This window comes from Leucobacter komagatae (assembly GCF_006716085.1).
Lineage (GTDB): Bacteria > Actinomycetota > Actinomycetes > Actinomycetales > Microbacteriaceae > Leucobacter > Leucobacter komagatae.
Genome location: NZ_VFON01000001.1, coordinates 894,885 through 917,366 on the forward strand (window position 1 = coordinate 894,885; position 22,482 = coordinate 917,366).

Here is a 22,482-nt window from a genome sequence, read left to right on the forward strand (position 1 = left end):
TCGCTTACGGGCGTGCGCCCGGGAGACGAGTTAGAACTGGTTCATCGTGTTGTCTTTACCACCCGCCTTCAGCGCTGCGTCACCTGCAAAGTATTCCTTGTGGTTGTCACCGATGTCGCTGCCGGCCATGTTCTGGTGCTTCACCGTCGCGATGCCCTGGCGGATTTCCTCACGCTGCACGTCGCGAACGTAGGTGAGCATGCCCTCGTCGCCGAAGTAGCCCTTCGCGAGGTTGTCGGTCGACAGCGCCGCTGTGTGGTAGGTCGGGAGGGTGATGAGGTGGTGGAAGATGCCGGCGCGTGCCGAGCCGTCCTTCTGGAAGGTGCGGATCTTCTCGTCTGCGAGCGTGGCGAGCTCGGTGCCGTCGTACTCCACGGCCATGAGCTTGTCGCGGTCGTATACCGAGACGTCCTTGCCCTCTTCTGCGAGCTGGTCGAAGGCCTGCTGGCGGAAGTTCAGCGTCCAGTTGAACGACGGGCTGTTGTTGTAGACGAGCTTCGCGTTCGGGATGACCTCGCGGATGCGGTCGACCATGCCTGCGATCTGCTCAACGTGCGGCTTCTCGGTTTCGATCCAGAGCAGGTCGGCGCCGTTCTGCAGCGACGTGATGCAGTCGAGCACGCAGCGGTCTTCGCCCGTGCCGGCGCGGAACTGGTAGAGGTTCGATGCGAGGCGCTTCGGGCGCAGCAGCTTGCCATCGCGCTTGATAACAACGTCACCGTTGCCGAGCTGGTCTTCCGAGATCTCTTCGACGTCGAGGAACGAGTTGTACTGGTCGCCGAGGTCGCCCGGGGTGTTGGTGACGGCCAGCTTCTGCGTGAGGCCAGCGCCGAGCGAGTCGGTGCGGGCGACGATCACGCCGTTGTCGATGCCGAGCTCGAGGAACGCGTAGCGGACGGCGTTGATCTTCGCGAGGAAGTCCTCGTGCGGCACGGTGACCTTGCCATCCTGGTGGCCGCACTGCTTCTCATCGGAGACCTGGTTCTCGATCTGGATCGCGCAAGCGCCGGCCTCGATCATCTTCTTCGCGAGCAGGTAGGTTGCCTCGGGGTTACCGAAGCCTGCGTCGATGTCGGCGATGATCGGCACAACGTGGGTCTCGAAGTTGTCGATCTGCGACTGGACGAACTCGACGGCGGTCTCGTCGCCGGCGACCCGCGCATCATCGAGCTGCGTGAAGAGCAGGTCGAGTTCGCGGGCATCGGCCTGACGCAGGAAGGTGTAGAGCTCTTCGATGAGGGCCGGCACCGAGGTCTTCTCGTGCATCGACTGGTCGGGCAGCGGGCCGAACTCCGAGCGGAGGGCGGCAACCATCCAGCCCGAGAGGTACAGGTAGCGCTTGTTAGTGGTCTTCAGGTGCTTCTTGATCGAGATGAGCTTCTGCTGACCGATGAAGCCGTGCCAGACGCCGAGCGACTGGGTGTAGACCGACGAGTCTGCGTCGTACTCGCCCATGTCCTTGCGCATGATGTCGGCGGTGTACTGCGCAATCTCAAGGCCGGTCTTGAAGCGGTTCTGAGCACGCATCCGGGCCACGTACTCGGGGTTGATCTGCGCCCAGCCGGTTCCGTTCTCAGCCTTGAGTGCCTCTACTGCCTCGAGATCGTCTTTGAATGCAGTCATCGTGACTCCTTTGTAGTGATTGCCAGATCTGTGGTGATTGCCTGATCACTTCTCGGTGATCGTTGCGGGCTACTTCTCACTCTGCACCCCCGCAACCCGCCGAGATGCACATTCCGGGGGTGAAATAAGCGGGTATTTCTACTCGCTAGAATTTTCGGCGCGTGCGGCGCATAGTCCGGAGTGCGCTTCGCTTCGTGCCCGGTGATGCAGGCGATACTGGCACGGGAGTGCGGGCAGCGAAACGGCCCGGTCGATTGGCGAGCTTTCGCTCCCCTCTCGACCGGGCCGACCGCGCGCGTTTCACGCGCCCACAAGCTGCACCTAGCCCCGAAGCGTCAGCCTCCGCGCGCGAACCACGGCGACCGCCCCAAGCCCGAGGAGCAGCGCGGCCGCCAGGGCAGCGGGGAGTAGCGCATCGCCACCGGTGCTCTCAATTGTCGGCGGCTTCGGCGGATGCACGGGCGGAGCGACGATTGCGCTCCAACCGGCGACGAGCGTCACATCCGCTGTGACGGGCGTCGCGAAATCGTACGCAGCCCCCAGGCGCGTCCATCCAGTGAACGTGAAGCCTTCGCGCACCGGGTCAGCGGGCCGCGCCACGGTTCCGCCGTGCGCAACCTTCACCTGGGTGACACTCGCCCCGTTCGCCGGGTCGAACCTCACGGTATGGGTGACGACCGCTTCGGCCTCCCAGCCTGCGACAAGCGTAATGTCGGAGACAACCGCACTCGCGAAGTCATATGGCGCTCCTGAGAGCGTCCAGCCCGTGAAGGAGTAGCCATCACGGATGGGGTCAGCGGGCTTGGCTGCTGAGCCGCCGTGCGGGACCGTCACAGTGAAGGCCGTCTCGCCATTTTGCGGATCGAAGGTGACCGTGTGGTCACCGACGGGCGCTAGCTCCCAGCCCGCAATGAGTGTGATGTCAGCCGACACTGCAGTGGCAAAGTCGTAGGCTGCCCCGTTGAGCGTCCACCCGGTGAACACGTAGCCTTCGCGCGTCGGGTCTGCACCTGGCCGGGCAGCGGTTTCACCCGCAATGACCTGCTGACTAAACGTATCGCCGCCATTGTCAGGGTCAAATGTCACGGTGTAGGTGACGACCGGAATCTCAGCCCAGGTCGCGACGAGCGTGATGTCGGCTGTCACCGGTGTCGTAAAGGCGTAGGGGGAACCGTTCAAGGTCCACCCCTCAAACGTAAACCCGTCGCGAATCGGGTCAGCCGGTTCGCCAACCGGGTCGCCGTCTGCCACCTGAATCGCCGTGGTCGCGCTGCCATTCGCGGGATCGAATGTGACGGTGTGCAGCGGCACTTCGACTTCCTCCCAGCCAGCTACGAGCAGCAGGTCGCCCTTGACGGGTGCCGTGAAGTCGTACGCGGCGTCGTCGAGCATCCATCCGGTGAAGGTAAAGCCGTCCTTGACAGGATCAGCGCTGGGCTTCTCAACTGCGGCCCCGTCCGCCACCGTGACCGTCGACGTTGCCTCGCCGTTGTCGGGGTCGAACGTGACGGTGTGGTTCGGTACTTCAGCTTCTTCCCAGGTCGCCACGAGGGTCAGGTCGGATTCCACCTGGGTCGCGAAGTCGTAGGGAGCTCCGTCAAGTGTCCAGCCCGTAAAGGTAAAGCCGTCTTTCACAGGCGGTGTTGGCTCGGTGGCGGTGCCGCCGTGCGCAACTGTCTCCGTTGATGTGGCTTCTCCGTTGTCGGGGTCAAAGGTCACAACGTAGTCGTTCGGCTGGAACTGCGCGTACACAGTTTGAGCAGCGGCCGCGATCGGCGCAGTGATGGCCTGCCCTCCGGTTGCGCTGTCGAACCAGCCAACGAATGTGTGGCCGGCTGGCGGCGTCGGGTCAGTGATTGGCGCTGGCACACTCGCACCCGGGGCCGCCACTTCGAACCAACCGTTCGTCGCTGCGGCGTCGCCAACAAAGGTGCCCTGTGCACCGGGCAGCTGGGGTGTCAGGCCGCTCCAGGAGCCACCATTCGTGGCTGCGTCGAACCTCACGTAGTCCATCGTGAAGCTGCCCGCATCTTGCGGGCCCGCAGCCCGGTACGCGACGCCGCGCTGATCCGCCGCGAGCCCGGTGTCATCGGTCACGATGCGTGATGCGGTGGGAGTCGAGCCGGTGAGCGGTGGCACGATTGCGAGCGTCGGAACGGGCTTGCTCTCGCTACCAGCACGGCTGTCACCCGCGATGACCGCTGTACCGTTGGCTCCCACCGATGGGTTTACTGACCCAAAGACTCCCGTAGCGTGCGCATCTTCTTGGCCTGTTGGAACCTTGCAGCTCACGCCACCCGTGCAAGTGAACGACGAGCCAAACACTCCGGCGACTGAGTTCGACCGAGTGAACACGTTGTTGGAGAGCTCGCCGATGGGGCGCTGGAAGCCGCCGGAGTTGAACGTCGTGTGGACGCCAAAATCAACGCCGCCACGGCCCGAAGCCTTCGTGTTTCCAAAGAACGTACTGTTCGAAATGTTGACGTCTACGCGAAGTGATGCCTGGATCGCGCCGCCCGTGTCACTTGTCTCACCACCCGAAACGTTGTCGGCGAAGGTCGAGTTCTTAACAGTCAGGTTGGTAGTGAATGGCCGGCTTGAGCTCGAGTTCTGCCCCTCGACAAAGATGGCCGCCCCGTCGTCCTGTGCGGTATTCCTGGCGAACGTACTGTTCGTCACGACGAGCGACCCAGTCGCCGTCGTGTTCGGGTTAAACACTGAGACCGCCCCACCGTCAGCGTTCGCTGGGCTCGTGGACGAATACGTACTGTTGCCTTCGAACAGGTCGTTGTCAAGCGTCAGCTGAACGTGTGAGTTGTGTACTGCAATCGCGCCGCCGCGTGGCTGTGATCCGCCATCCACGAAGGAGTTATCTCGGAACAGGGAGTTCTGAATCGTCACGGCACCGCGCGACCCCGCGCCAATCAGCATGGCGCCGCCGGAGTAGCCGCCCCCACTCAACCCGTTGTTCTCGAGTACGGAGATGTTGTTCATCGTCGTTGTTGCGTCTGCATTGCCGCGGCCATAGCCGAGCGCGGACGCGTAGCCGGCCGAGTTGCCCTGGAGCGTCACATCCTCCACCAAGAGATGCCCCGACCCTGACCCGCCGATACCGAAGGCGCGTTGCCCAAGCCCTGAAATCGTCAACGCCGAAACCTCGGCCTGAGCGGTTCCTTCCAGGGAGACCTCCAGCCCGCCATTGGTTGCGCCGGAACGCGGCTCGAGCGAGAGGTTGCTGAGCACTGCAGATCCGGATCCCCCGACGGTCATGGAAAGGTGCCGGCCTGTGGGCGGGGCCTGCAGCGTCTTGCCGGCGCCGTCAACGACGATCGCCACGTCGGCGCTGTTTGACAGAGTGACTGTGGTTGGAAGCTCGTCGGGGAAGGCTGCCCCCAGCGTCACGGTCGTATCCGTGGTCGCGTCGTTGAAGGCAGCCCGAAGGTCGTCCACCGTATCAACCGTCACGGTGTCAACTGCGTGCGCTGGTGTGCTCAACAATGCCGTACCGAAGAGCATCGCGGAGACAGTGAGCAGGGCACCAATAGCGCGCGACCGCGACTTGGCAGCACCATGAACTATTGGGCTTGATGTGATGAGCTCCATGCCAGCAACACTAAGAGTTATCTGTCGAATGTCAATGAGTTTTCAAGAAAACTCTCAACCGCATGGAAGATACATAGCCCAAGCGAACAATCTGCCAATCGTCGGCCCCAGCGCGAATATCATACGTACACGAACAAACGGCTCTCCGCGGCCCGGAGAGCCGTTCTAGAACCGACCCGGCGCCACATCGAGCTACTGAAACGTCGCGGTAAGTTCGCGCGGCAGGAGTACGGTTTCGGGCGTATTCGCCGCGTTCCCCTGAGCGGCGATCGCCGTAAGCAGCGCCCTGAAGTCGGGGGCGATCTGATCCGTTGCCTCGAACTCGGGTTCTCGCCCGCTCACGACCACGCCGTCGGAGCGAACGGCGAGGTACCAATAGTTGTCGGCAACTCCAAGTAAGATCGGCACGTGCTCGCGCCAAAAGGCAGCTATCTTGAGCTTCTCTGTTTCACTCACGGCGGCCTCGATGCTGATGCGCCGAAATTCATCCCACGCGAAGGGTTCGCCACTCGCGTTGTAGTCCTCCTGGCTGAGGAACCAGACGGTCTGGTCAGAACTCGAAAGCTCCCCAAAGCGGGCACCCCACGCCTCAAGCAGGGCACTTGACCCCTCAAACCCCGAGAGTGGTCCTCCCATATCCCCTCGATCGTGGTTGAACTTGCCGCTGCCGCGGCAACACCAGCCGACGCCAGAAAGCCGCGCGATAGCCGAATCGATAAGCGCCGCGTCTGTGGGCATCGCTTCCCCCCCCTCCAAACAGAATCGAGGCCTGCACCTGGGCGACAATTCTGGCAGACGCAGGTTCCGCGCGCCACGATCCGGGGCCGCTACGCTAGTCGGGTGGCCAGGCATGGCCCTGCCAATCGACAGAAATTGCCCTGCCAATCGACAGAAAGCGATACACGGTTTGCAACTCGGACTTCACTTCCGGCTCACTGACGAGCAGATCGCACCAGTGCTTGCGGCCGCTGGCGACGACGCCCTCCTCACCGTCCTCACGACCTACGAAGAAGACCCCACTGTGTTCACGCTCGCATGCGAGACCGACAAGGCATGGGACCCGATCGCCTGCGCACTGTCGCCCGCCGGAGATGAGGGCCCGTGGCCGGCGCGCGGCGTGATCGGCGGTTCGCGCTCACTCCAGCAGGACGACGACGAATCCTGGGTCACCTATCTCACGCCAGCAGAGGCCGCTGAAGTCGCCACCTACCTGGAGTACCTCACCGACGCAGACTTCTCCCGCGCATACGCCGAAATGCCTGAGGAGCTCCGCAACCCCGAGTTCGGGCAAGATGAAGAGTCGTACGCGCTTGGAGCGCTGTCAGGGCTCCGGGAATTCTTCCTTGCTGCGCGGGACGAGCACGCCCACGTCGTGTTTAACGTGCTGCACTAGGTCGTTGAGTTCTCGCCGTCGTCGGTTCGACAGAGCTTCAGCCATAACCCCAGAACATAGCCCAGGACGGCGACCGTAAGCGCGCTGACGAACGAGAATGCGTCGGGCCACAGCCGTTCGAGCGAGGCGTACGCCACCCAGAACACGCCCGCGGCGGTCGGGGCGAGCCAGTTGAACAGGAACCCTGTCTTGGCTGTGACGGCGAGCGAGATGAAGTGACCAAGCAGAAACGTCGCGATCGCCGTGACTGTTGCATAGCCAGCTGCGCCAAGCGACCAACCGGCGACACCATCAGCATCCCAGTGCATCACAACGCCCTGGGCAGGCACCGTGAGCCAGGCGAGCCCGGCTGCCACCAGTGCGATCGCTATCTCCACAAAGATGGGGCGCACAGGTCCAGACGACTCCGTTCCCTCGCCTACGCTCATAGTGGCCACCCTAGCAACCCCCGGACTCATCGTCGCGCACCTCGCGCAAAGAGTGCGCGTACCCGCCAAGAAGGTCCCCTAGACTGCACTCATGAAGCTCCGTGGCCCCTCGCTCCTTTTTGCTGCCTGGGCAATTCACGATGTCGAAGAGGCCCTGGCCTTCCCCGCTACATGTGAGCATCTCGCTGCACGATCGGGCGTTGGGGCCCTTCGGCTGGACGCGCGTCAGTCTTGGTTCGCGGTGGGGCTGATGGGAATCGCGGTAGCGACGGCCTGTTGGCAGGGGGCACGAACTGGCGGGCGCTCTCGGCTGTATCGGGCGACAGTGGCTGGGCTTGAGGCGCACGTTTACACCCATATCGCTGGGTCGCTTGCGCTCCGACGGTACACGGCCGGTGCCGCCACCGCAGTCCCGGTTATGCTGCCAGGCGCGCGGGCGGCTCGAAATGAGCTTCGGCTGTTGGGACAACCGGTCAATTCTCAGGATCTCGCTCGGGGCGCGTCTCTGCTCGTCCCTACGGCGGTGCTCAGTCAGCTAGTGGCCAGGTTGGTGCCGCGACGAGAGAAAGGTCGCTCGCACGTTAGTCGCACGCTTCAGCGACGCTGATCCGCTGGCACCGAGAGTTGCGCTACCAGTCCATTCCGCTCACGGGCAACGCCCCTTCCGCTGAGGTGCGTAAGCCAGCCAGTTGGCCAGCCGCGATGAAGTGTCTTGGCTCAGCTCGCGACCTCGGCACCGCAGCTCGGGCAGTTCAGCACATTCGCGGGGTTTGTGCCGCTCCGCCGCATCCTCGTGGGCAGCGCGGCCCTGCACGACCCACATCGCCATATGCGTGCGATGACGATGCTTCGCGCCAGCCCGAGTAGCAGCAGCGCCCAGCACAGGCAGAGCAGCGTGCCCCAGAACGGGAGGTCACGCCAGACAAGGAACACCGCCAGGACTGCTCCCATCATCACCGACGTGAGTGCGAAGAGCGCCAGCTGAACCCTCCGGTACCGCTGTGGCGGTAGCTGCGACGTAATGGCGCCGGGGTTTCGCTCAGTCCACGCCCAGACGCGCCACACGCAGATCGCGAGCACGACGAGCCCGCCTGCGACAATCCAAACCTCAAGCGGCACGATAAACTTCACCCGGATTCAACAGCTCCACGGCTACGAAGACTTTCGCCGCTGGCACCGCGGGCAGTAGTGGCTCGACCGCCCGCCGAATGGGACGCGCTTGATCGCGGTGCCGCAGCGCGGGCAAGCCTCTCCCCCGCGGCCATAGGCATTCAGGGAGTGCGCAAAATAACCGGCCTGCCCGTTCACGTTGACGTACTGCTCGTCGAAGCTCGTGCCGCCCTCGGCGAGCGCCTGATCGAAAACCTCGCGAAGGTGGTGCAGCAGCGCGACCGCTCCCCGCGGCGAGATCGCCGCCCCCGGGGTGTCGGGGTGCACGCGGGCACGCCACAGCGTCTCGTCTGCATAGATATTGCCGACACCGCTGACGATGCGCTGATCGAGCAGCAGCTTCTTCGCCCCGACGCCGCGCGACCGGATCGCGGTGACGAACCCGGCGTCGTCGAAGTACTCATCGAGCGGATCGCGCGCGATGTGTGCGGCCTGCGCCGGGATCGACCCGGCCGGCGCCGTGGGCGTCAGCGTGTCGAGCGCGAGCGAGCCAAAGAGGCGCTGATCCGAGAAGTCGAGCCTGAGCTCGCCGTGTTCGGGGTGCTCGATCCAGGTCCGGATCCGCACATGCCTGTCATCTGCCGCGTCGGTCGCGCGGAGCAGCATCTGCCCGCTCATGCCGAGATGCGCGAGGAGTGCCGTGTCGGGGTCGCCGGGGCCGCCGTGCTCTCCGGGGCCGCCGGCGCCTTCGGGGACCCCGGGCCTCGCGGTGTCGGGCGCGAGCGGGATCCACAGAAACTTGCCCCGCCGCAGCGGCGCCGTGAGCGTGCGCCCGGTGAGGCGGCGCTCGAAGTCACCGGCCCGCCCGCGGCCCGTCTCCGCGGAGAGGGTGCGGCCGTGCCCGCCAAGGCCCGGTTCCTCGCCAACGGGCGTGTGGCGTTTGAGCGCCCGCGGATCCATCACCTCAACGGCGAGGACGCGCGCGCCGGTGACGGCCGGGGCGAGGCCCGCGCGCACGACCTCAACCTCGGGTAGCTCGGGCATCTACGCGCGTCCGGCGGCCGGGGCTCCAGGCTGCGCGACCAAGGCCGGATCAGCCTTGCTGCTGTGCCGCGCTTTGCGCCCCGAACGGGCAGCGCGGGCAGCGCGCAGCTGGGCTGCCGCGTCTCGGGCGGCGGCGAGCTCCGCTACCTTCTTGCTCGTACCCTCGCCGCGACCGACGACATCGCCGAGCCGCACGGTTGACGTGAACACGCGCGCGTGGTCTGGGCCGGTTCCCTCGGTGTCGTAGGCGGGGCTCGGGAGACCGCGAGTGGCGGCCTCCTTCTGGAGTGTCGTCTTCGGGTCGAGTACCTCGGTAAACCGGTCTGGGTCGTCGAGCAGCGGGTCAATGAGCTGCAGCACGAACCTCGCGGCGGTGTCGGGGTCGGTCGACAGGAAGACCGCACCGATGACAGCTTCGACAGTGTCGGCAAGGATCGAGTCCTTGTCGCGGCCGCCGGTCTGCTCCTCCCCCTTGCCGAGCCGCAGCTCGGCTCCGAGGTCGAGGCCGCGGGCGACCTCGGCGAGCGCGAGCGTCGACACGAGCGCTGCACGGCGCTTCGCGAGCTCGCCCTCGGTGAGGTCTGGGTGCTCGCGGTAGAGCTTCACCGTGACCGCCTGTCCGAGGATTGAGTCGCCGAGAAACTCGAGGCGCTCGTTGTGCGGGGCTGCCCCGTGCTCGTAGGCCCACGAACGGTGGGTCAGCGCGAGCTCGAGCAGCTCCTGGTCAACCGCAACGTCGAACGCGTGAAGAAAGCCGCCTGGCACTCCCTGAGGGGTGCCCGACGGCTCTCCGTGTTCGTGTCGCGGGAGTGAGTGATCATTCCCCTTCACGGGTAAGTCTTACGCGTCAGCTACGCGGCGACCCTTGTACTCGAGGAACAGAGCGTTGCCCTGCGAGTCCTCGACCACGCGGGCGCGGTGCGGGAGGCTGTATACGGTCTTGCCGTTCTCGACAGTCTTGACGAGTGCGGGTACCGAAGCCTTCCACGCCGAACGGCGGTGACGGGTGTTCGAACGCGACATCTTGCGCTTGGGAACAGCCATGATGCTCTCTTTCCTAGTTACTCTCAGATTCGGGCACACCCGAACCTAATGATTCTACAGCCTTGAAGTCAGCCAGTGCCGCCCAACGCGGATCAACATCCACATTAGTCGCCATCGCAGCCTCGGCATCGCGCAACTCGCCGGACTCGGGATCGAGCCCAGGGCAGTCCGGGCGACACACAGGCTGGAACGGCAGTGCAAGCACTACCGCGTCTCGGAGCGGGGGTTCAAGATCCACGTGATCACCGTGAACCCCATACTCGTCGGCCTCCGTAGGAGTATACGCGAAAAGTTCCTGAAATTCGACTTCAAATGGCGCGGTGAAATCGCGGAGGCAACGACCGCACTCCGCGTGCATCGTCGAGCGCACCGTAGCAGAGACGAGGATGCCCTCGTGTACTGATTCGAGGCGCACATCGAGCGACAGCTTTTCGCCCTCAGGGATCGAGGCAAGCGCTTCGCCGAAGCGGTCGGGAACGACGATGTCGATCTCGCGCTCGCGCATCTCCCCCGGGCGGTTCATGATGTCGCGAACGCTCTCCTCATAGAGCCGCGCCATTATGCGGGCCTCGTCGAAGCGAGGAAGCGGGCGACGGCAGCAGGAACGTACGGGCTCACGTCACCGCCGAGCGACGACACCTGCCGCACCAGCGTGCTCGACACGTGCGCGTGCGACGGCTCGGGCAGCATGAAGACGGTCTCGACGCCCGCGAGGCTGCGGTTCATCAGCACCATGGGCGTCTCGTACGCAACGTCAAGCTGCGAACGAATGCCCTTCACGAGAACGGAAGCGCCGACCTCGGTGCAGTAGTCGACGAGAAGGCCGACCGACCACGAGGCAACGATGATGTTGTCTGGGGTCTCGGGGTCTTCGTCGAGCGACTGCTGGATCAGTGCCATGCGCTCCGAAATCGGCAGCATCGCCGACTTCCCTGGATTGTGGACGACTAGTACGTGGACCTCGTCGAAGACTGCCGCTGCGCGGCGGATGACGTCGAGGTGGCCCAGGGTGATCGGGTCGAACGACCCGGGAACCACTGCGATTTTGCTCATGCCTCTACAGTACGCGGTTGTGGCGAGAGTTGCCCTACAGTCCGTGCTGCTTTGCAAAGATTACGGCGTGCACGCGGTCGCGCAGCTGCAGTTTTGAGAGGACCCTGCCAACGTGCGTCTTCACGGTCGACTCGGAAAGGAACAGTTCGGCGCCGATCTCGGTGTTGTTTTTTCCGTCAGCAATGAGCTTGAGCACGTCGAGTTCGCGTTCCGTGAGTTCGCTGAGTTCGGCGGCCACGGGCGCGTCGCTTCCGGGCCCGGGCGCCGCGAACAGTGCAGCCGGCGCTGCCCCGCCCGTCTCGCGCATCCGCTCGATCATGCGGGCCGTCACCGCGGGCGCCATCGCGGCATCCCCGCTCGCAACCCGCCGGATCGCGTCGACGAGCTCCGTCGGTCGCGCATCTTTGAGCAGGAACCCGCTCGCGCCGGCCTGGATCGCGCCGATCGCGTACTCGTCGAGGTCGAATGTCGTGAGCACGAGCACGCGGGTCGCCGGGAACTCGGCGACGATGCGCTTCGTCGCGTCGATGCCGTTCATGCCCGGCATGCGCACATCCATGAGTACGACGTCGCAACCGCTCCCCTCGCCCGAGAGCCTCGCGAGCTCGGCGAGCGCCTCACCGCCGTCACCGGCTTCGGCGACAACCTCCATGTCGGTCTCTGACAGCAGCACGAGGCGGAAGCCGGTGCGGATCAGCTCCTGGTCGTCGACGAGCATGATTCTGGTGCGGGTGGAATCGCTCACGGTCGCGCCTCTCCGATCGGTATGTCGTTGGGTATCAGTCTATGCCGCAGCCCCGGCGAGCTACTGGGCACGCGCAACTACTGGGCACGCATCGAGCCCGCGGGCCCGGCAGGGAAGAATGCTCGAAGCTGCCACCCCGGGCCGCTCGGCGCGGGGCCCGAATCGATGGAGCCGCCGAACACGCGAACGCGCTCCGCGAGCCCGGCGAGCCCGCGCCCCGACCCGAGGCCCGTCGTCGGGCCGACCGTGTTCGCTGGGCGGCCGTGATCGCGGACGATAATCTCGATCCCGGCAGGGGTGCCGCTGAGCGTCACCTCCGCGCGTGCGCCAACGCCCGCGTATCGCAGCACGTTCGTGAGCCCCTCCTGCACGACGCGGAAGATCGCCAGGCCCTGCAGCCGATCCTGCAGGCTGCCGAGGCTGTCTTCGAACTCGACGTACAGGCCCGCGTCTTCGAACCCGCGCACAAGCCCCGGGATGTCGTCGACGCTCGGCTGCGGCGCCATGTCGGCGGCCTCGCTCATCTGCAGCGCACCGAGCAGGCGGCGCATTTCGGTGAGCGCGGTGCGCCCGGTCTCGGCGCTGCGCTGCATCGCGTTCGCGGCCTCTTTCGGGGCGGTCTCGACGGCGCGAGCGCCGCCCTCCGACAGCGCAATCATCACCGAGACGGAATGAGCGACGATGTCGTGGATCTCGCGCGCGATGCGCGAGCGCTCCTCCGCGACGGCGAGCTGCGCGAGCTGGTCGCGCTCGCGGGCGAGCTGGTGCGCGCGGTCGATGATCGCTTCGAGGTAGCGGCGCCGGTTTCCGAGGTTGATGCCGATGAGCAGCACAGCGAGCGCCCAGATCGCGTCGAGCACGATGATGCCGATGAGTCCCCGCCCCTGCGGGTCCTCTCCGAACACCGTCGAGGCCGACGGGATTGACGCCCCGAGAATACTTCCGCCCACCGCGACGGCATAGGCGATCCAGCCCGTGCGAACGTCGCGGTAGACCGGCACGGCGTACAGCAGAAACCAGCTCGCGACCGCGTTCGCGACGATGAGCGGCCCGCCGTCACCGAGCAGGGCGACCGTGACGATGATGAGGCCGAGCAGAGGCGCCCGGCGTCGGAAGATGAGGGCCACGGTGCCGGCGGCGAGGCGCAGCGACACGAGAAGCGTGTAGGCGGCCGCCACCACGACGTTCCCGTCAGAGCGGTCGTAGAGGACGCTGAAGATGTCGAACAGCGCGAGCGGGATCGCGCCAATGAGATAGCAGACGAGGATCCCGAGGTCGATTGCGCGCGGATGCGCGGCAACCCAGCGCCGGATCGCACCCGGAGGGTTCGGAAGGAACGCCTCGGAGGTGGCGCGTGCGGCCTCACTCATTGGTCTCTCCCCCATCACACTCTTACCCTACTGGCGCGGGCGGGAAACTCCCTCGGTCCGGCCACGCATGGACCGAACCGAGGGAGACCGAACCGAGCCTGGCCGAACCTACTTCGCGTCGCGAGACTTGAGCACGGCGAGCCCGAGCGCCGCCGGCACCGCGGCCCACAGCACGATCGCAAGCATCGCGCCCCAGTAGCCCGGGTCCGTGCCCGCCGCGACATCGCCCATGCTCAGCGTGCTGCCGAGGGCCAGCGGAAGATAGTTCGAGACGGTGGGAACCCACTCCCAGCCGGTCATCGACAGGAACTGGAACCCGATTGGCAGGACAAAGATGAGGCCAGCGACGACCGAGATACCTCCGGCCGTCGAGCGGAGGATCGCAGCGAAGCCGAAGCCGAGCAGCGCGACGCACACGAGGTACACGATCGCGCCGAGCGCGCCCGTGAGCACTGGTACCGAGAACATCTCGGAGGCCGCGTCGGGGAGGAACAGCACACCAATGGCGAGGCCAAGGACGACGAGGACGAGCGCAGTGATCGCCGCGATCGCGGCGAGGACGAGCGCCTTGCCGAAGTACATGGGCGAGCGCTTCGGCACCGCCGCGAGGCTCGACAGGATCATCCCGCTCGAGTACTCGCTCGACATCACGAAGACCCCGAGCACACCGAAGATCAGCGCGAGGAAGGGCGAAGCGAAGGTCGAGACCGTGAGGAGATAGCTCTGCAGCGCCTCCCCGGACAGCGCGAAAACCTCAACGCCCTCGTAAGAGAAGGAGCTCTTCATCGCCCAGGCGCTGAGGAGGCTGAGGCCCGCGCTCGCGAGCAGGGTAATGAGCAGGGTGATGCGGATCGATCGCAGCGAGCTCAGCTTGATGCGCTCAGACTTGAGCACTCCGCCGAAGCTGAGCCGCGGCGCCCGGCCCGAGCCTGCGAACGTCTGACGCGTTGCGGGGGGCGTGTACGTGGGAGAAGTCATGGTGAGAGTTTCCAGTTCGTCGAAAAGTCAGTGGGGTCGAGCGGCGCGGTGGCTAGCCAGCCGCGTACTCGAGTTCGTCGCGGGTGAGCTGGAGGTAGGCGTCCTCGAGGCTGCCCGTCACGGGCGTGAGCTCGTGGAGCACGATGCCGTTCACGGCCGCGACCTCGCCGATCTCGGCCGCCGTGAGGCCCGCAGCGGAGAAGCCCTGGCCGTCGCCACGGTCAAGGGGCTGCAGGTCGATGTCTGGGCGGCCGGTCATCACGAGCGAGGCGAGTTCTGCCGCCTGCGGGCTGCGCACGGTCACTCGCGCCGTGCCGTTGCCGACGAAGTCCGAAATGGGCGCGTCCGCAACGACGCGGCCACGACCGAGCACGATCACGTGGTCGGCGGTCTGAGCCATCTCGCTCATAAGGTGGCTCGACAGCAGCACGGTGCGGCCTTCGCTCGCAAGGTGGCGCAGGAGGTTGCGCACCCAGAGCACGCCGTCGGGGTCGAGGCCGTTGACGGGCTCGTCAAGGATGAGCACCTTCGGGTCGCCAAGCAGCGCGGCGGCAATACCGAGGCGCTGACCCATGCCGAGCGAGAACCCGCCGACGCGCTTGTTCGCGACCGATTCGAGGCCGGTGAGCTCGATGACCTCGTTGACCCTGGCGTCCGAGATGCCGTGGGTCGCCGCGAGCGCGCGGAGGTGACTGCGCGCGCTCCGGCCGGGGTGCACGCCCTTGGCGTCGAGCAGCACGCCGATCTCAGCGAGCGGGGCGCGCAGCCCCGAGTAGCGTTCTCCGTTCACGGTGACCGTTCCGGCGCTCGGCTTGTCGAGGCCGACCATGAGCCGCATGCTCGTCGACTTTCCGGCGCCGTTCGGTCCGAGGAAGCCGGTGACCTGCCCCGGCTTGATCGTGAAGCTGACGTTGTCGACAGCCTTCTTCGCACCGTAGTGCTTGGTGAGTCCGCGAGCCTCGATCATGGTGTCTCCTTTTGGTAGGGAGGTTGAGCGTATGGCTTCAGCCTAGAAAACGCAGCGCTCCCACGTATCCCACTTGAGTATCGCGCCAGTAGTACCTGGGTACCGTTTGCGCGTGCGGCCACCACTACTCAGGGATGCGGCTGGGAAAGCTTCCGCAGCGGGGTACTGACCCTACGACTTCGCGAGATTCTCGAGGTGCTCCTCTTCGCGCGAGATCATCGCGGCGAGGCCGGGGTGGGTGATGAGCTCAGGATCCACATCGAGGAGCGACCCGGCGAGCTCCCTCGCGTGGGCGATGAGCTCGCCGTCGTGGGTGACCCTGAGGAGCTTGAGCGTCGAACGCCCGCCGGACTGGGCCGTGCCAAGGATGTCCCCCTCGCGCCGCAGTTCAAGGTCGATCTCGGCGAGCGCGAAGCCGTCGATCGTGGCGGCGACGGCCTCGATGCGCTCGCGTGCGGTCGTGCCCTGCTCTGCGGTGCTCATCAGCAGGCACAGCCCGGCGTGGGCGCCGCGCCCAACGCGCCCTCGCAGCTGGTGCAGCTGCGAGACACCGAAACGGTCGGCGTCCCGCACGATCATGATCGAGGCGTTCGGCACGTTCACGCCGACCTCAATCACGGTCGTCGCGACGAGCACGTGGATGTCGCCTGCGGCGAACTCGCTCATCACCTGATCTTTCTCGGGGCCGGGCATGTCGCCGCTCAGCGCCTCGACCCGCATCCCGGCGAATCGCGCCATCGCGCGGATCTCAGCCACGGTGTCGCTCACGTTCGCGAGCGGCCGCTTGGCCTGCGCAGCGGGTCCACCAGCGGCGGACGCACCAGCGGCGGATGTACCAGCAGCGGCTCTACCAGCCAAAGGCGCCGTCGTCGCCTCCGCCTCGTCAGCGGCCAGCTCTCCCTCCTCAAGGCTCGGGCTCTTCCCTCCCGAGATCGCTGGGCAGACAACGTAGATTTGCCGCCCGGACTCGATGTCCTCGGCGGCGCGCTCCCACACCCGCGCTGCGCGGCGCGGCATCTCGATCTCGGGCACGACGAACGTTTCGATCCCTTGCCGACCGGGGGGAAGCTCGCGAATCGTCAGCGTCTCCAAGTCGCCAAACGCGGTCAGCGCGACGGTCCGCGGGATGGGGGTCGCGGTCATCGCGAGCACGTGCGGCTGAGCACCCTTCTGCCTGAGCGCCTCGCGCTGTTCGACGCCGAACCTGTGCTGCTCATCAATGACCGTCAGTCCGAGGTCATAGAACGTCACGCCCTCGCTCATGAGGGCGTGAGTGCCGACGGCGATGCGCGCGGTGCCCGAGGCGAGCGACAGCAGCGCCCTGCGGCGTTCGGCGGCCGGCATGCGGCCCGTCACGAGCACGGGGTTGAGCCGCGCCGCGAGATCGGGGCCGAGCGCCTCCACGACCGACCGGAAGTGCTGCGACGCGAGTACCTCGGTCGGGGCGAGCAACGCGCTCTGGCCGCCCGACTCGGCGACCTGCAGCATCGCGCGCAGCGCGACGAGCGTCTTACCTGAGCCGACCTCGCCCTGGAGCAGCCTGTGCATTGGGTGCGGAAGCGCGAGTTCCTGCGCGATGACGCGGCCGACCTCGGTCTGGTCACCCGTGAGGGTGAACGGGAGTGCGGCGTCGAAGCTTTCGAGGAGGGCGCCCGGCTCCCGGGGAGTGCTGGGCTCTGCGGCGTGCTGCCGCCGCCGGTAGAGCAGGGCGAGCTGCAGGTCGAACGCCTCCCGGAACTTCAGGCTGCGCTGCGCCGAGCGCCAGTCTGAGTCGTTGCGGGGGCGGTGGGCGGCCTCAAACGCAGCGCCGAGCGCGAGCAGCCCCTCGGAGCGGAGCAGCTGGGTGGGAAGCGGGTCGGGCACATCGGTGAGCGCGTCGAGCACCATCGCTACCGAGCGCGCCACTGTCCAGCTCGGCATCTGGGTCGTCGCCGGGTAGATCGGCACGGGGGTCTCAGCCCAGGCCTTCGCAGCCGCCTCCTCGAGCTGCGCACCGCCCGGCACCTCGGCGTCGGCGTCGAAGAACTCGTAGTCGGGGTGCTGCAGCTGGTAGGCACCACGGTACTCCGAGACCTTGCCTGCGAAGATGCCCTGGCGCCCGGCCCTGAGCTCGTTCGCGCGGAAGGCCTGGTTGAAGAAGGTGAGCGTCAACGTGCCGACGCCATCGGTGATGCGGGCCTCGACGATTTGGCCCGGGCGCCGCTGCATGCGCCGCACCTGCACGTCAAGCACCTGCGCGACCACCGTGACCTGCTCGCCGACGGGGAGGCCAACGAGCGGGGTCAGCTCGCCCCGGCGGGAGTACCGGCGCGGCAGGTGCTCAAGCAGGTCTTGCGCGGTCACGACGCCGAACGCCTTCTCAAGGGCCTTCGCGCTCCGCCCACCGATGATCCCGCTGAGCGGTGATTCGAGAGTCACGGTCGCCATGCATCAAGGCTAGCGGCAGCGACCGACAATGCGCGCGATTTTCCACAGGGGTAGTCTGCACATGGGTAACCAGCACAGGGGTAGTCTGGGCGTGTGACAGAAACACTCGATCGCCGCATCCCGCTCGTAACCGTGCCGAACCTGCGCACCCTCGGTGGGCTTCCCGTCGCAGGAGGCACCGTAGCTCAGGGTCTCCTGTTCCGGTCGGCAACGCTCGGCGCTGTCTCCCCGGTAGACGGCGAGGCGCTCGTGGGGCTCGGGATCCGGCGCGTCGTCGATTTCCGCACCGCGGGCGAGCGGCGTTCCGCCCCCGACAGGCTCCCCGCGGGCGTCGAAGGCGTCGACCTCGACGTGCTCGGCGACCACGCGCGCGACCTCTCCGCGAGCCTCGCCCACCTCGGCATGCCGGGTGACGAGGGGCGCGGCGAGGTCACGGAGGAGCAGCTCGTCGCCATTCGCGCGAAGATGAGCGAGAGGCTCGGCGATGGGCGCGGCGTGAAAATCCTGCAGGATTCGAACCGGCTCATCGTCTCAAGCGACTCCGCGATCACGGCGTTCCGCGGGTTCTACGAGGCACTCACGGAGCCGGGCGACTACGCCCCCACGCTCTTCCACTGCACGACGGGGAAGGATCGCACAGGCTGGGCCGCTGCGTCCTTCCTGCTGCTGCTCGGCGCCGACGAGGAGACGGCCATGGCCGACTACCTGCAGACCAACGTCGACATTCTTCCGATGATCGAGCCGATGCTCGAGCGCGCGGAGCGCAACGGCGTTGATTCCTCGCTCATCAAGCCCGTCCTCACGGTGCACGAGAGCATGCTTCAGGCCGCGTTCGACGAGATGCGCGAGCGCTTCGGGTCGATCGAGGGCTACTTCGTCCGCGGTCTCGGACTCACCGAGGGGCGGCTCGCCGCGCTCGCCGACCGCTTCGTCGCGAAGGCCTGACCGTGACACGCATCATCGCGGGCCGAGCCGGCTCGCTGCGCTTGGAGGTGCCAAAAGCTGGCACCCGCCCAACGAGCGACAGGGTACGCGAGGCGATCTTCTCAGCACTCGAGTCGTGGGGCGTCGTCGCGTCCGCGCGAGTCGTCGACCTCTACGCTGGCTCAGGGGCGCTCGGACTTGAGGCCGCGAGCAGAGGGGCCTCGTCGGTGACGCTCGTCGAGAAGCACCCGCAGGCAGCGCAGGTCGCCGGGCGCAACGCGAAGACGGTGCTGCAGGCGTGGCGCGGTCAAGGGCCTGATATCGCCCCGTCCGTCAAGGTCGAGCGCCAGTCCGTGCAGGCTTTCCTGGACCGAGAGCTCGCGCGCGGTTCGGGGGCGCACTGGGACGTGGCGCTCATCGACCCGCCGTACGATCTCGACGAGGAGTCACTCACGGCAAACCTCACGGCTCTCGTGCCGCTCCTCGCGCCCGAGGCCGTCGTGCTCGTTGAGCGGAGCAGCCGCTCCCCCGAGCCGACGCTGCCAGCTGGGCTCGCGCCGATCCGAAACCGCGCGTACGGCGAGACCGTGTTGTGGTGGTCTGAGCCGGTCTAGCTCCGACACCCAAACCATTGGCCTTCGGCCCGTCGGTATCGGATATGCACTGGGTATGCCCGCCACGCAAGCACTGGCCGATTCCCTGTGCCGATCCCATACGGAAGGCGCGACCAACCCAAATAACAGGGGCGCGACCAAACCGCACAGCACCGGCGCGACCAAACCCCAAAACGCCTCAACGCAAACGGGGCCCGGGTCAACGACCCGGGCCCCGCAGCATCTACCGCGTGTTAGCGCGGGATGAGAGTGTACTTCGTCGAGAGGAACTCGTGGATCCCCTCGAAGCCGCCCTCGCGGCCGATGCCCGACTGCTTGAGCCCACCGAAGGGAGCCGCGGCGTTCGACACGAGGCCGGTGTTCAGGCCCATCATGCCGGTCTCGAGCTTCTCGATCATGCGGTGTCCGCGAGCGACGTTCTCGGTGAAGACGTAGCTCACGAGGCCGTACTCGGTGTTGTTCGCGAGCTCGACAGCCTCGTCCTCAGTCGAGAAGCGGATGATGCCGAGGACGGGTCCGAAGATCTCCTCGCGCATGATCGCCGACTGCGGGCTGAGCTTGTCGATGACGGTCGGCTGGAAGAAGTTGCCGGGTCCGTCGATCGCCTCGCCACCAGTGACGATGGTCGCGCCGGTCTCGACAGCGTCTGCGACGAGGCGGGCGGTGTTCGCCACTGCCTTCTCCTCGACAAGCGCGCCGATGTCGTTGCCCTCGTCAGCGCCGCGACCGATCGTCATCGCAGCAACCTTCTCGCCGACGCGACGAGCGAACTCGTCTGCGACCGACTCGTGCACGATGATGCGGTTGGCAGCGGTGCACGCCTGGCCGATGTTGCGGAACTTCGCGAGCAGCACGCCCTCAACAGCCTTATCGAGGTCTGCGTCCTCGAAGACGACGAACGGAGCGTTGCCGCCCAGCTCCATCGAGGTGCGGAGCACGTTCTGCGCAGCGGCCTGGAGCAGCGTCACGCCAACCGGCGTCGAGCCGGTGAACGAGAGCTTGCGGAGGCGGGTGTCCGAGAGCAGGGCGCTCGACTGAGCGCTCGACTTCGACGTCTGCACGACGTTCACGACGCCTGCGGGCAGGCCAGCGTCTTCGAGCAGCTGCGCGAAGAACATCGTCGTGAGCGGGGTGAGCGCTGCGGGCTTGATGACCACGGTGCAACCAGCAGCGAGCGCCGGAGCGATTTTGCGGGTTGCCATCGCGAGCGGGAAGTTCCACGGCGTGATGAAGTAGCACGGCCCGACCGGGATGTGCGAGACGACCATGTTGCCGGTCCCCTCGGGGTTCGGGCGGTAGTCGCCGCGCACGCGCACGGCCTCTTCCGAGAACCAGCGGAGGAACTCGCCGCCGTAGTTCACCTCGCCACGAGCCTCGGCGATGGGCTTGCCCATCTCCATCGACATGAGCAGCGCGAACTCTTCCTTGCGCTCCATGAGCAGGTCGAACGCGCGGCGCAGAATCTTCGAGCGCTCGCGCGTCGAGGTCGCTGCCCACTCGTCCTGCACTGCGACTGCCGAGTCGAGGGCGCGCACTGCGTCCTCAACCGTGGCGTCGGCGATCGTCTTGATGACGGCGCCGGTCGCGGGGTCTACGACGTCGAACGTCGCACCGGAGGTCGAGTCCTCCCACTTTCCACCGATTGCGAGCCCGGAGGGTACGCGGTCGAGGAGTTCCTGTTCGTTGGGCTTCAAAGCCATGAGCGGGTTTCCTTTCAGACTAAATGCGCTCACAGAGCGCGGTGCCCCGAGAGCGCGGTGCCTCGGGAGCGGGTGGGGTGGGTGTTAGTTCGCTGCCAGCGCGTCAGCGACGATCTGGAGGGCCTCACGGAGCAGCTCGTCGGAGATCGAGAGCGGCGGGAGGAAGCGCACGACGTTGCCGTAGGTGCCGCAGGTGAGGAGGATGACGCCCTCGTTCGCTGCGTGCTTCGCGATCGCGCTGGTGAGCGCGGCTGCGGGGTTCTTCGAGCCCGACTCAACGAACTCGACGGCCATCATGGCGCCGCGGCCACGGATGTCACCGATGCGGTCGTCGTTCTTCTGGAGCTCAGCAAAGAACTCGGTGATGATCGCGCCGATCTCGGTTGCGCGAGCAGCGAGGTTTTCCTTCTCGTAGGTGTCGATCGTCGCGAGCGCAGCGGCGCACGAGATCGGGCTGCCGGTGTAGGTGCCGCCGAGGCCGCCTGCGTGAGCCGAATCCATGATCTCGGCGCGGCCGGTCACTGCCGACAGCGGGAGGCCGCCTGCGATGCCCTTCGCGGTGGTGATGAGGTCGGGGACGACGCCCTCGTGGTCGGCAGCGAAGCGGTCGCCGGTGCGGGCGAAGCCGGTCTGCACCTCGTCGAGGATGAAGACGACCTTGTTCGCGGTCGCCCACTCCTGCAGCGCGGGGAGGAAGCCCTCGGCCGGAGCGATGAAGCCGCCCTCGCCCTGGATGGGCTCGATGATCATGGCTGCGAGGTTGTCAGCGCCAACCTGCTTCTCGATCTGCGTGATGGCAACCTGAGCTGCCTCTGCGCCGGTCAGGCCGTCGCGGTACGGGTACGAAGCCGGTACGCGGTAAACCTCGGGCGCGAAGGGGCCGAAGCCATCCTTGTACGGCATGTTCTTCGCGGTCATCCCCATGGTGAGGTTGGTGCGGCCGTGGTAGGCGTGGTCGAAGACGACGACGGCGTTCTTCTTGGTGAAGTGGCGGGCGATCTTGATCGCGTTCTCAACCGCCTCAGCACCCGAGTTGAAGAGTGCGGAGCGCTTCTCGTGGTCGCCGGGGGTGACCTCGTTGAGCTTCTCGGCGACGGCGATGTAGCCCTCGTAGGGGGTGACGGTGAAGCAGGTGTGGGTGAACTGCTGGACCTGCGCGGTCACGGCCTCGACGACTGCGGGTGCCGAGTTGCCAACGCCGGTCACGGCGATGCCGGAACCGAGGTCGATGAGCGAGTTGCCGTCGACGTCAACCATGACGCCGCCGCCTGCCGCAACGATCGAGACGGGAAGAGCAACGCCAACGCCAGCTGCGACAGCTGCGTTCTTTCGTGCGAGCATCTCCTGCGACTTCGGGCCGGGGATGCTGGTGACGAGCTTGCGCTCCTGCGGGAGTGAGGGGCCGCCGGTGAGAGTCATGGATGTCTCCTTTACGTTGAGTGGGTTGGGCGCGTGAGCG

At 66.3% G+C, this 22,482-nt stretch carries 21 protein-coding genes; 4 read left to right on the plus strand and 17 right to left on the minus strand.

Annotation, left to right across the window (positions count from 1 at the left end; translation table 11 throughout):
* Positions 1 to 30: 30 nt before the first annotated feature.
* The 3 genes from FB468_RS04135 to FB468_RS04145 all read right to left on the minus strand — a co-directional run bounded on the left by FB468_RS04135 (position 31) and on the right by FB468_RS04145 (position 5,862).
* Positions 31 to 1,623 carry an isocitrate lyase gene (locus FB468_RS04135; RefSeq protein ID WP_141886217.1) on the minus strand — a complete coding sequence of 531 codons (1,593 nt, stop codon included), beginning with the start codon at positions 1,621 to 1,623 and terminating at the stop codon, positions 31 to 33.
* 321 nt (positions 1,624 to 1,944) lie between these two features.
* Positions 1,945 to 5,226 (minus strand): InlB B-repeat-containing protein, encoded by a 3,282-nt coding sequence (locus FB468_RS04140; RefSeq protein WP_141886218.1) that lies wholly within the window; start codon positions 5,224 to 5,226, stop codon positions 1,945 to 1,947.
* Between the two features lie 192 nt (positions 5,227 to 5,418).
* Positions 5,419 to 5,862, minus strand: a complete 444-nt coding sequence (locus FB468_RS04145) for a hypothetical protein (protein ID WP_141886219.1) — start codon at positions 5,860 to 5,862, stop codon at positions 5,419 to 5,421.
* A 271-nt stretch (positions 5,863 to 6,133) separates the two neighbouring features.
* Between FB468_RS04145 and FB468_RS04150 the strand changes: the two genes are divergently transcribed.
* Positions 6,134 to 6,619 carry a DUF1877 family protein gene (locus FB468_RS04150; protein WP_170219619.1) on the plus strand — a complete coding sequence of 162 codons (486 nt, stop codon included), beginning with the start codon at positions 6,134 to 6,136 and terminating at the stop codon, positions 6,617 to 6,619.
* Here the strand turns inward: FB468_RS04150 and FB468_RS04155 are convergent.
* Positions 6,616 to 7,047 (minus strand): hypothetical protein, encoded by a 432-nt coding sequence (locus FB468_RS04155; protein ID WP_141886221.1) that lies wholly within the window; start codon positions 7,045 to 7,047, stop codon positions 6,616 to 6,618. The genes FB468_RS04150 and FB468_RS04155 overlap by 4 nt on opposite strands.
* A gap of 91 nt (positions 7,048 to 7,138) precedes the next feature.
* Here FB468_RS04155 and FB468_RS17655 point away from each other — a divergent pair, with 91 nt between their 5' ends.
* Entirely contained in the window at positions 7,139 to 7,654 is a 516-nt protein-coding gene (locus tag FB468_RS17655) for an HXXEE domain-containing protein (RefSeq protein WP_141886222.1), read from the plus strand.
* A 110-nt stretch (positions 7,655 to 7,764) separates the two neighbouring features.
* Here the strand turns inward: FB468_RS17655 and FB468_RS04165 are convergent, their stop codons facing one another.
* The 11 genes from FB468_RS04165 to FB468_RS04215 form a co-directional block, all read right to left on the minus strand.
* Complete coding sequence (locus FB468_RS04165) at positions 7,765 to 8,178, minus strand: hypothetical protein (protein WP_141886223.1); 414 nt, start codon at positions 8,176 to 8,178, stop codon at positions 7,765 to 7,767.
* 21 nt (positions 8,179 to 8,199) lie between these two features.
* Positions 8,200 to 9,201, minus strand: coding sequence for a bifunctional DNA-formamidopyrimidine glycosylase/DNA-(apurinic or apyrimidinic site) lyase (mutM, locus tag FB468_RS04170; RefSeq protein ID WP_141886224.1), 1,002 nt, complete (start codon positions 9,199 to 9,201; stop codon positions 8,200 to 8,202).
* Positions 9,202 to 9,966, minus strand: a complete 765-nt coding sequence (rnc, locus tag FB468_RS04175; RefSeq protein ID WP_246055748.1) for a ribonuclease III — start codon at positions 9,964 to 9,966, stop codon at positions 9,202 to 9,204.
* Between the two features lie 75 nt (positions 9,967 to 10,041).
* On the minus strand, positions 10,042 to 10,245 hold the full coding sequence (rpmF, locus tag FB468_RS04180) for a 50S ribosomal protein L32 (protein ID WP_119283991.1): 204 nt from the start codon (positions 10,243 to 10,245) through the stop codon (positions 10,042 to 10,044).
* 13 nt (positions 10,246 to 10,258) lie between these two features.
* On the minus strand, positions 10,259 to 10,750 hold the full coding sequence (locus FB468_RS04185) for a YceD family protein (RefSeq protein WP_246055749.1): 492 nt from the start codon (positions 10,748 to 10,750) through the stop codon (positions 10,259 to 10,261).
* A 53-nt stretch (positions 10,751 to 10,803) separates the two neighbouring features.
* Positions 10,804 to 11,298, minus strand: coding sequence for a pantetheine-phosphate adenylyltransferase (coaD, locus tag FB468_RS04190; RefSeq protein WP_141886227.1), 495 nt, complete (start codon positions 11,296 to 11,298; stop codon positions 10,804 to 10,806).
* Between the two features lie 34 nt (positions 11,299 to 11,332).
* Positions 11,333 to 12,016, minus strand: a complete 684-nt coding sequence (locus FB468_RS04195) for a response regulator (protein WP_141888123.1) — start codon at positions 12,014 to 12,016, stop codon at positions 11,333 to 11,335.
* Positions 12,017 to 12,120: 104 nt separating this feature from the next.
* Entirely contained in the window at positions 12,121 to 13,413 is a 1,293-nt protein-coding gene (locus tag FB468_RS04200) for a sensor histidine kinase (protein ID WP_170219620.1), read from the minus strand.
* A 108-nt stretch (positions 13,414 to 13,521) separates the two neighbouring features.
* Positions 13,522 to 14,391: an ABC transporter permease subunit gene (locus FB468_RS04205; RefSeq protein ID WP_141886229.1), complete on the minus strand. Its 870-nt coding sequence runs from the start codon at positions 14,389 to 14,391 to the stop codon at positions 13,522 to 13,524.
* Between the two features lie 52 nt (positions 14,392 to 14,443).
* Entirely contained in the window at positions 14,444 to 15,358 is a 915-nt protein-coding gene (locus FB468_RS04210; protein ID WP_141886230.1) for an ABC transporter ATP-binding protein, read from the minus strand.
* Between the two features lie 171 nt (positions 15,359 to 15,529).
* Positions 15,530 to 17,785, minus strand: coding sequence for an ATP-dependent DNA helicase RecG (locus FB468_RS04215; protein WP_141886231.1), 2,256 nt, complete (start codon positions 17,783 to 17,785; stop codon positions 15,530 to 15,532).
* A 93-nt stretch (positions 17,786 to 17,878) separates the two neighbouring features.
* Between FB468_RS04215 and FB468_RS04220 the strand changes: the two genes are divergently transcribed.
* Together FB468_RS04220 and FB468_RS04225 are read left to right on the plus strand one after the other, a co-directional pair.
* Complete coding sequence (locus FB468_RS04220) at positions 17,879 to 18,730, plus strand: tyrosine-protein phosphatase (protein WP_141886232.1); 852 nt, start codon at positions 17,879 to 17,881, stop codon at positions 18,728 to 18,730.
* Positions 18,731 to 18,732: 2 nt separating this feature from the next.
* Complete coding sequence (locus FB468_RS04225; protein WP_141886233.1) at positions 18,733 to 19,323, plus strand: RsmD family RNA methyltransferase; 591 nt, start codon at positions 18,733 to 18,735, stop codon at positions 19,321 to 19,323.
* 233 nt (positions 19,324 to 19,556) lie between these two features.
* Here the strand turns inward: FB468_RS04225 and FB468_RS04230 are convergent, their stop codons facing one another.
* Both FB468_RS04230 and gabT read right to left on the minus strand, forming a co-directional pair.
* Positions 19,557 to 21,023 carry an NAD-dependent succinate-semialdehyde dehydrogenase gene (locus FB468_RS04230; RefSeq protein WP_141886234.1) on the minus strand — a complete coding sequence of 489 codons (1,467 nt, stop codon included), beginning with the start codon at positions 21,021 to 21,023 and terminating at the stop codon, positions 19,557 to 19,559.
* 84 nt (positions 21,024 to 21,107) lie between these two features.
* Entirely contained in the window at positions 21,108 to 22,442 is a 1,335-nt protein-coding gene (gabT, locus tag FB468_RS04235; RefSeq protein ID WP_141886235.1) for a 4-aminobutyrate--2-oxoglutarate transaminase, read from the minus strand.
* Positions 22,443 to 22,482: the final 40 nt, after the last annotated feature.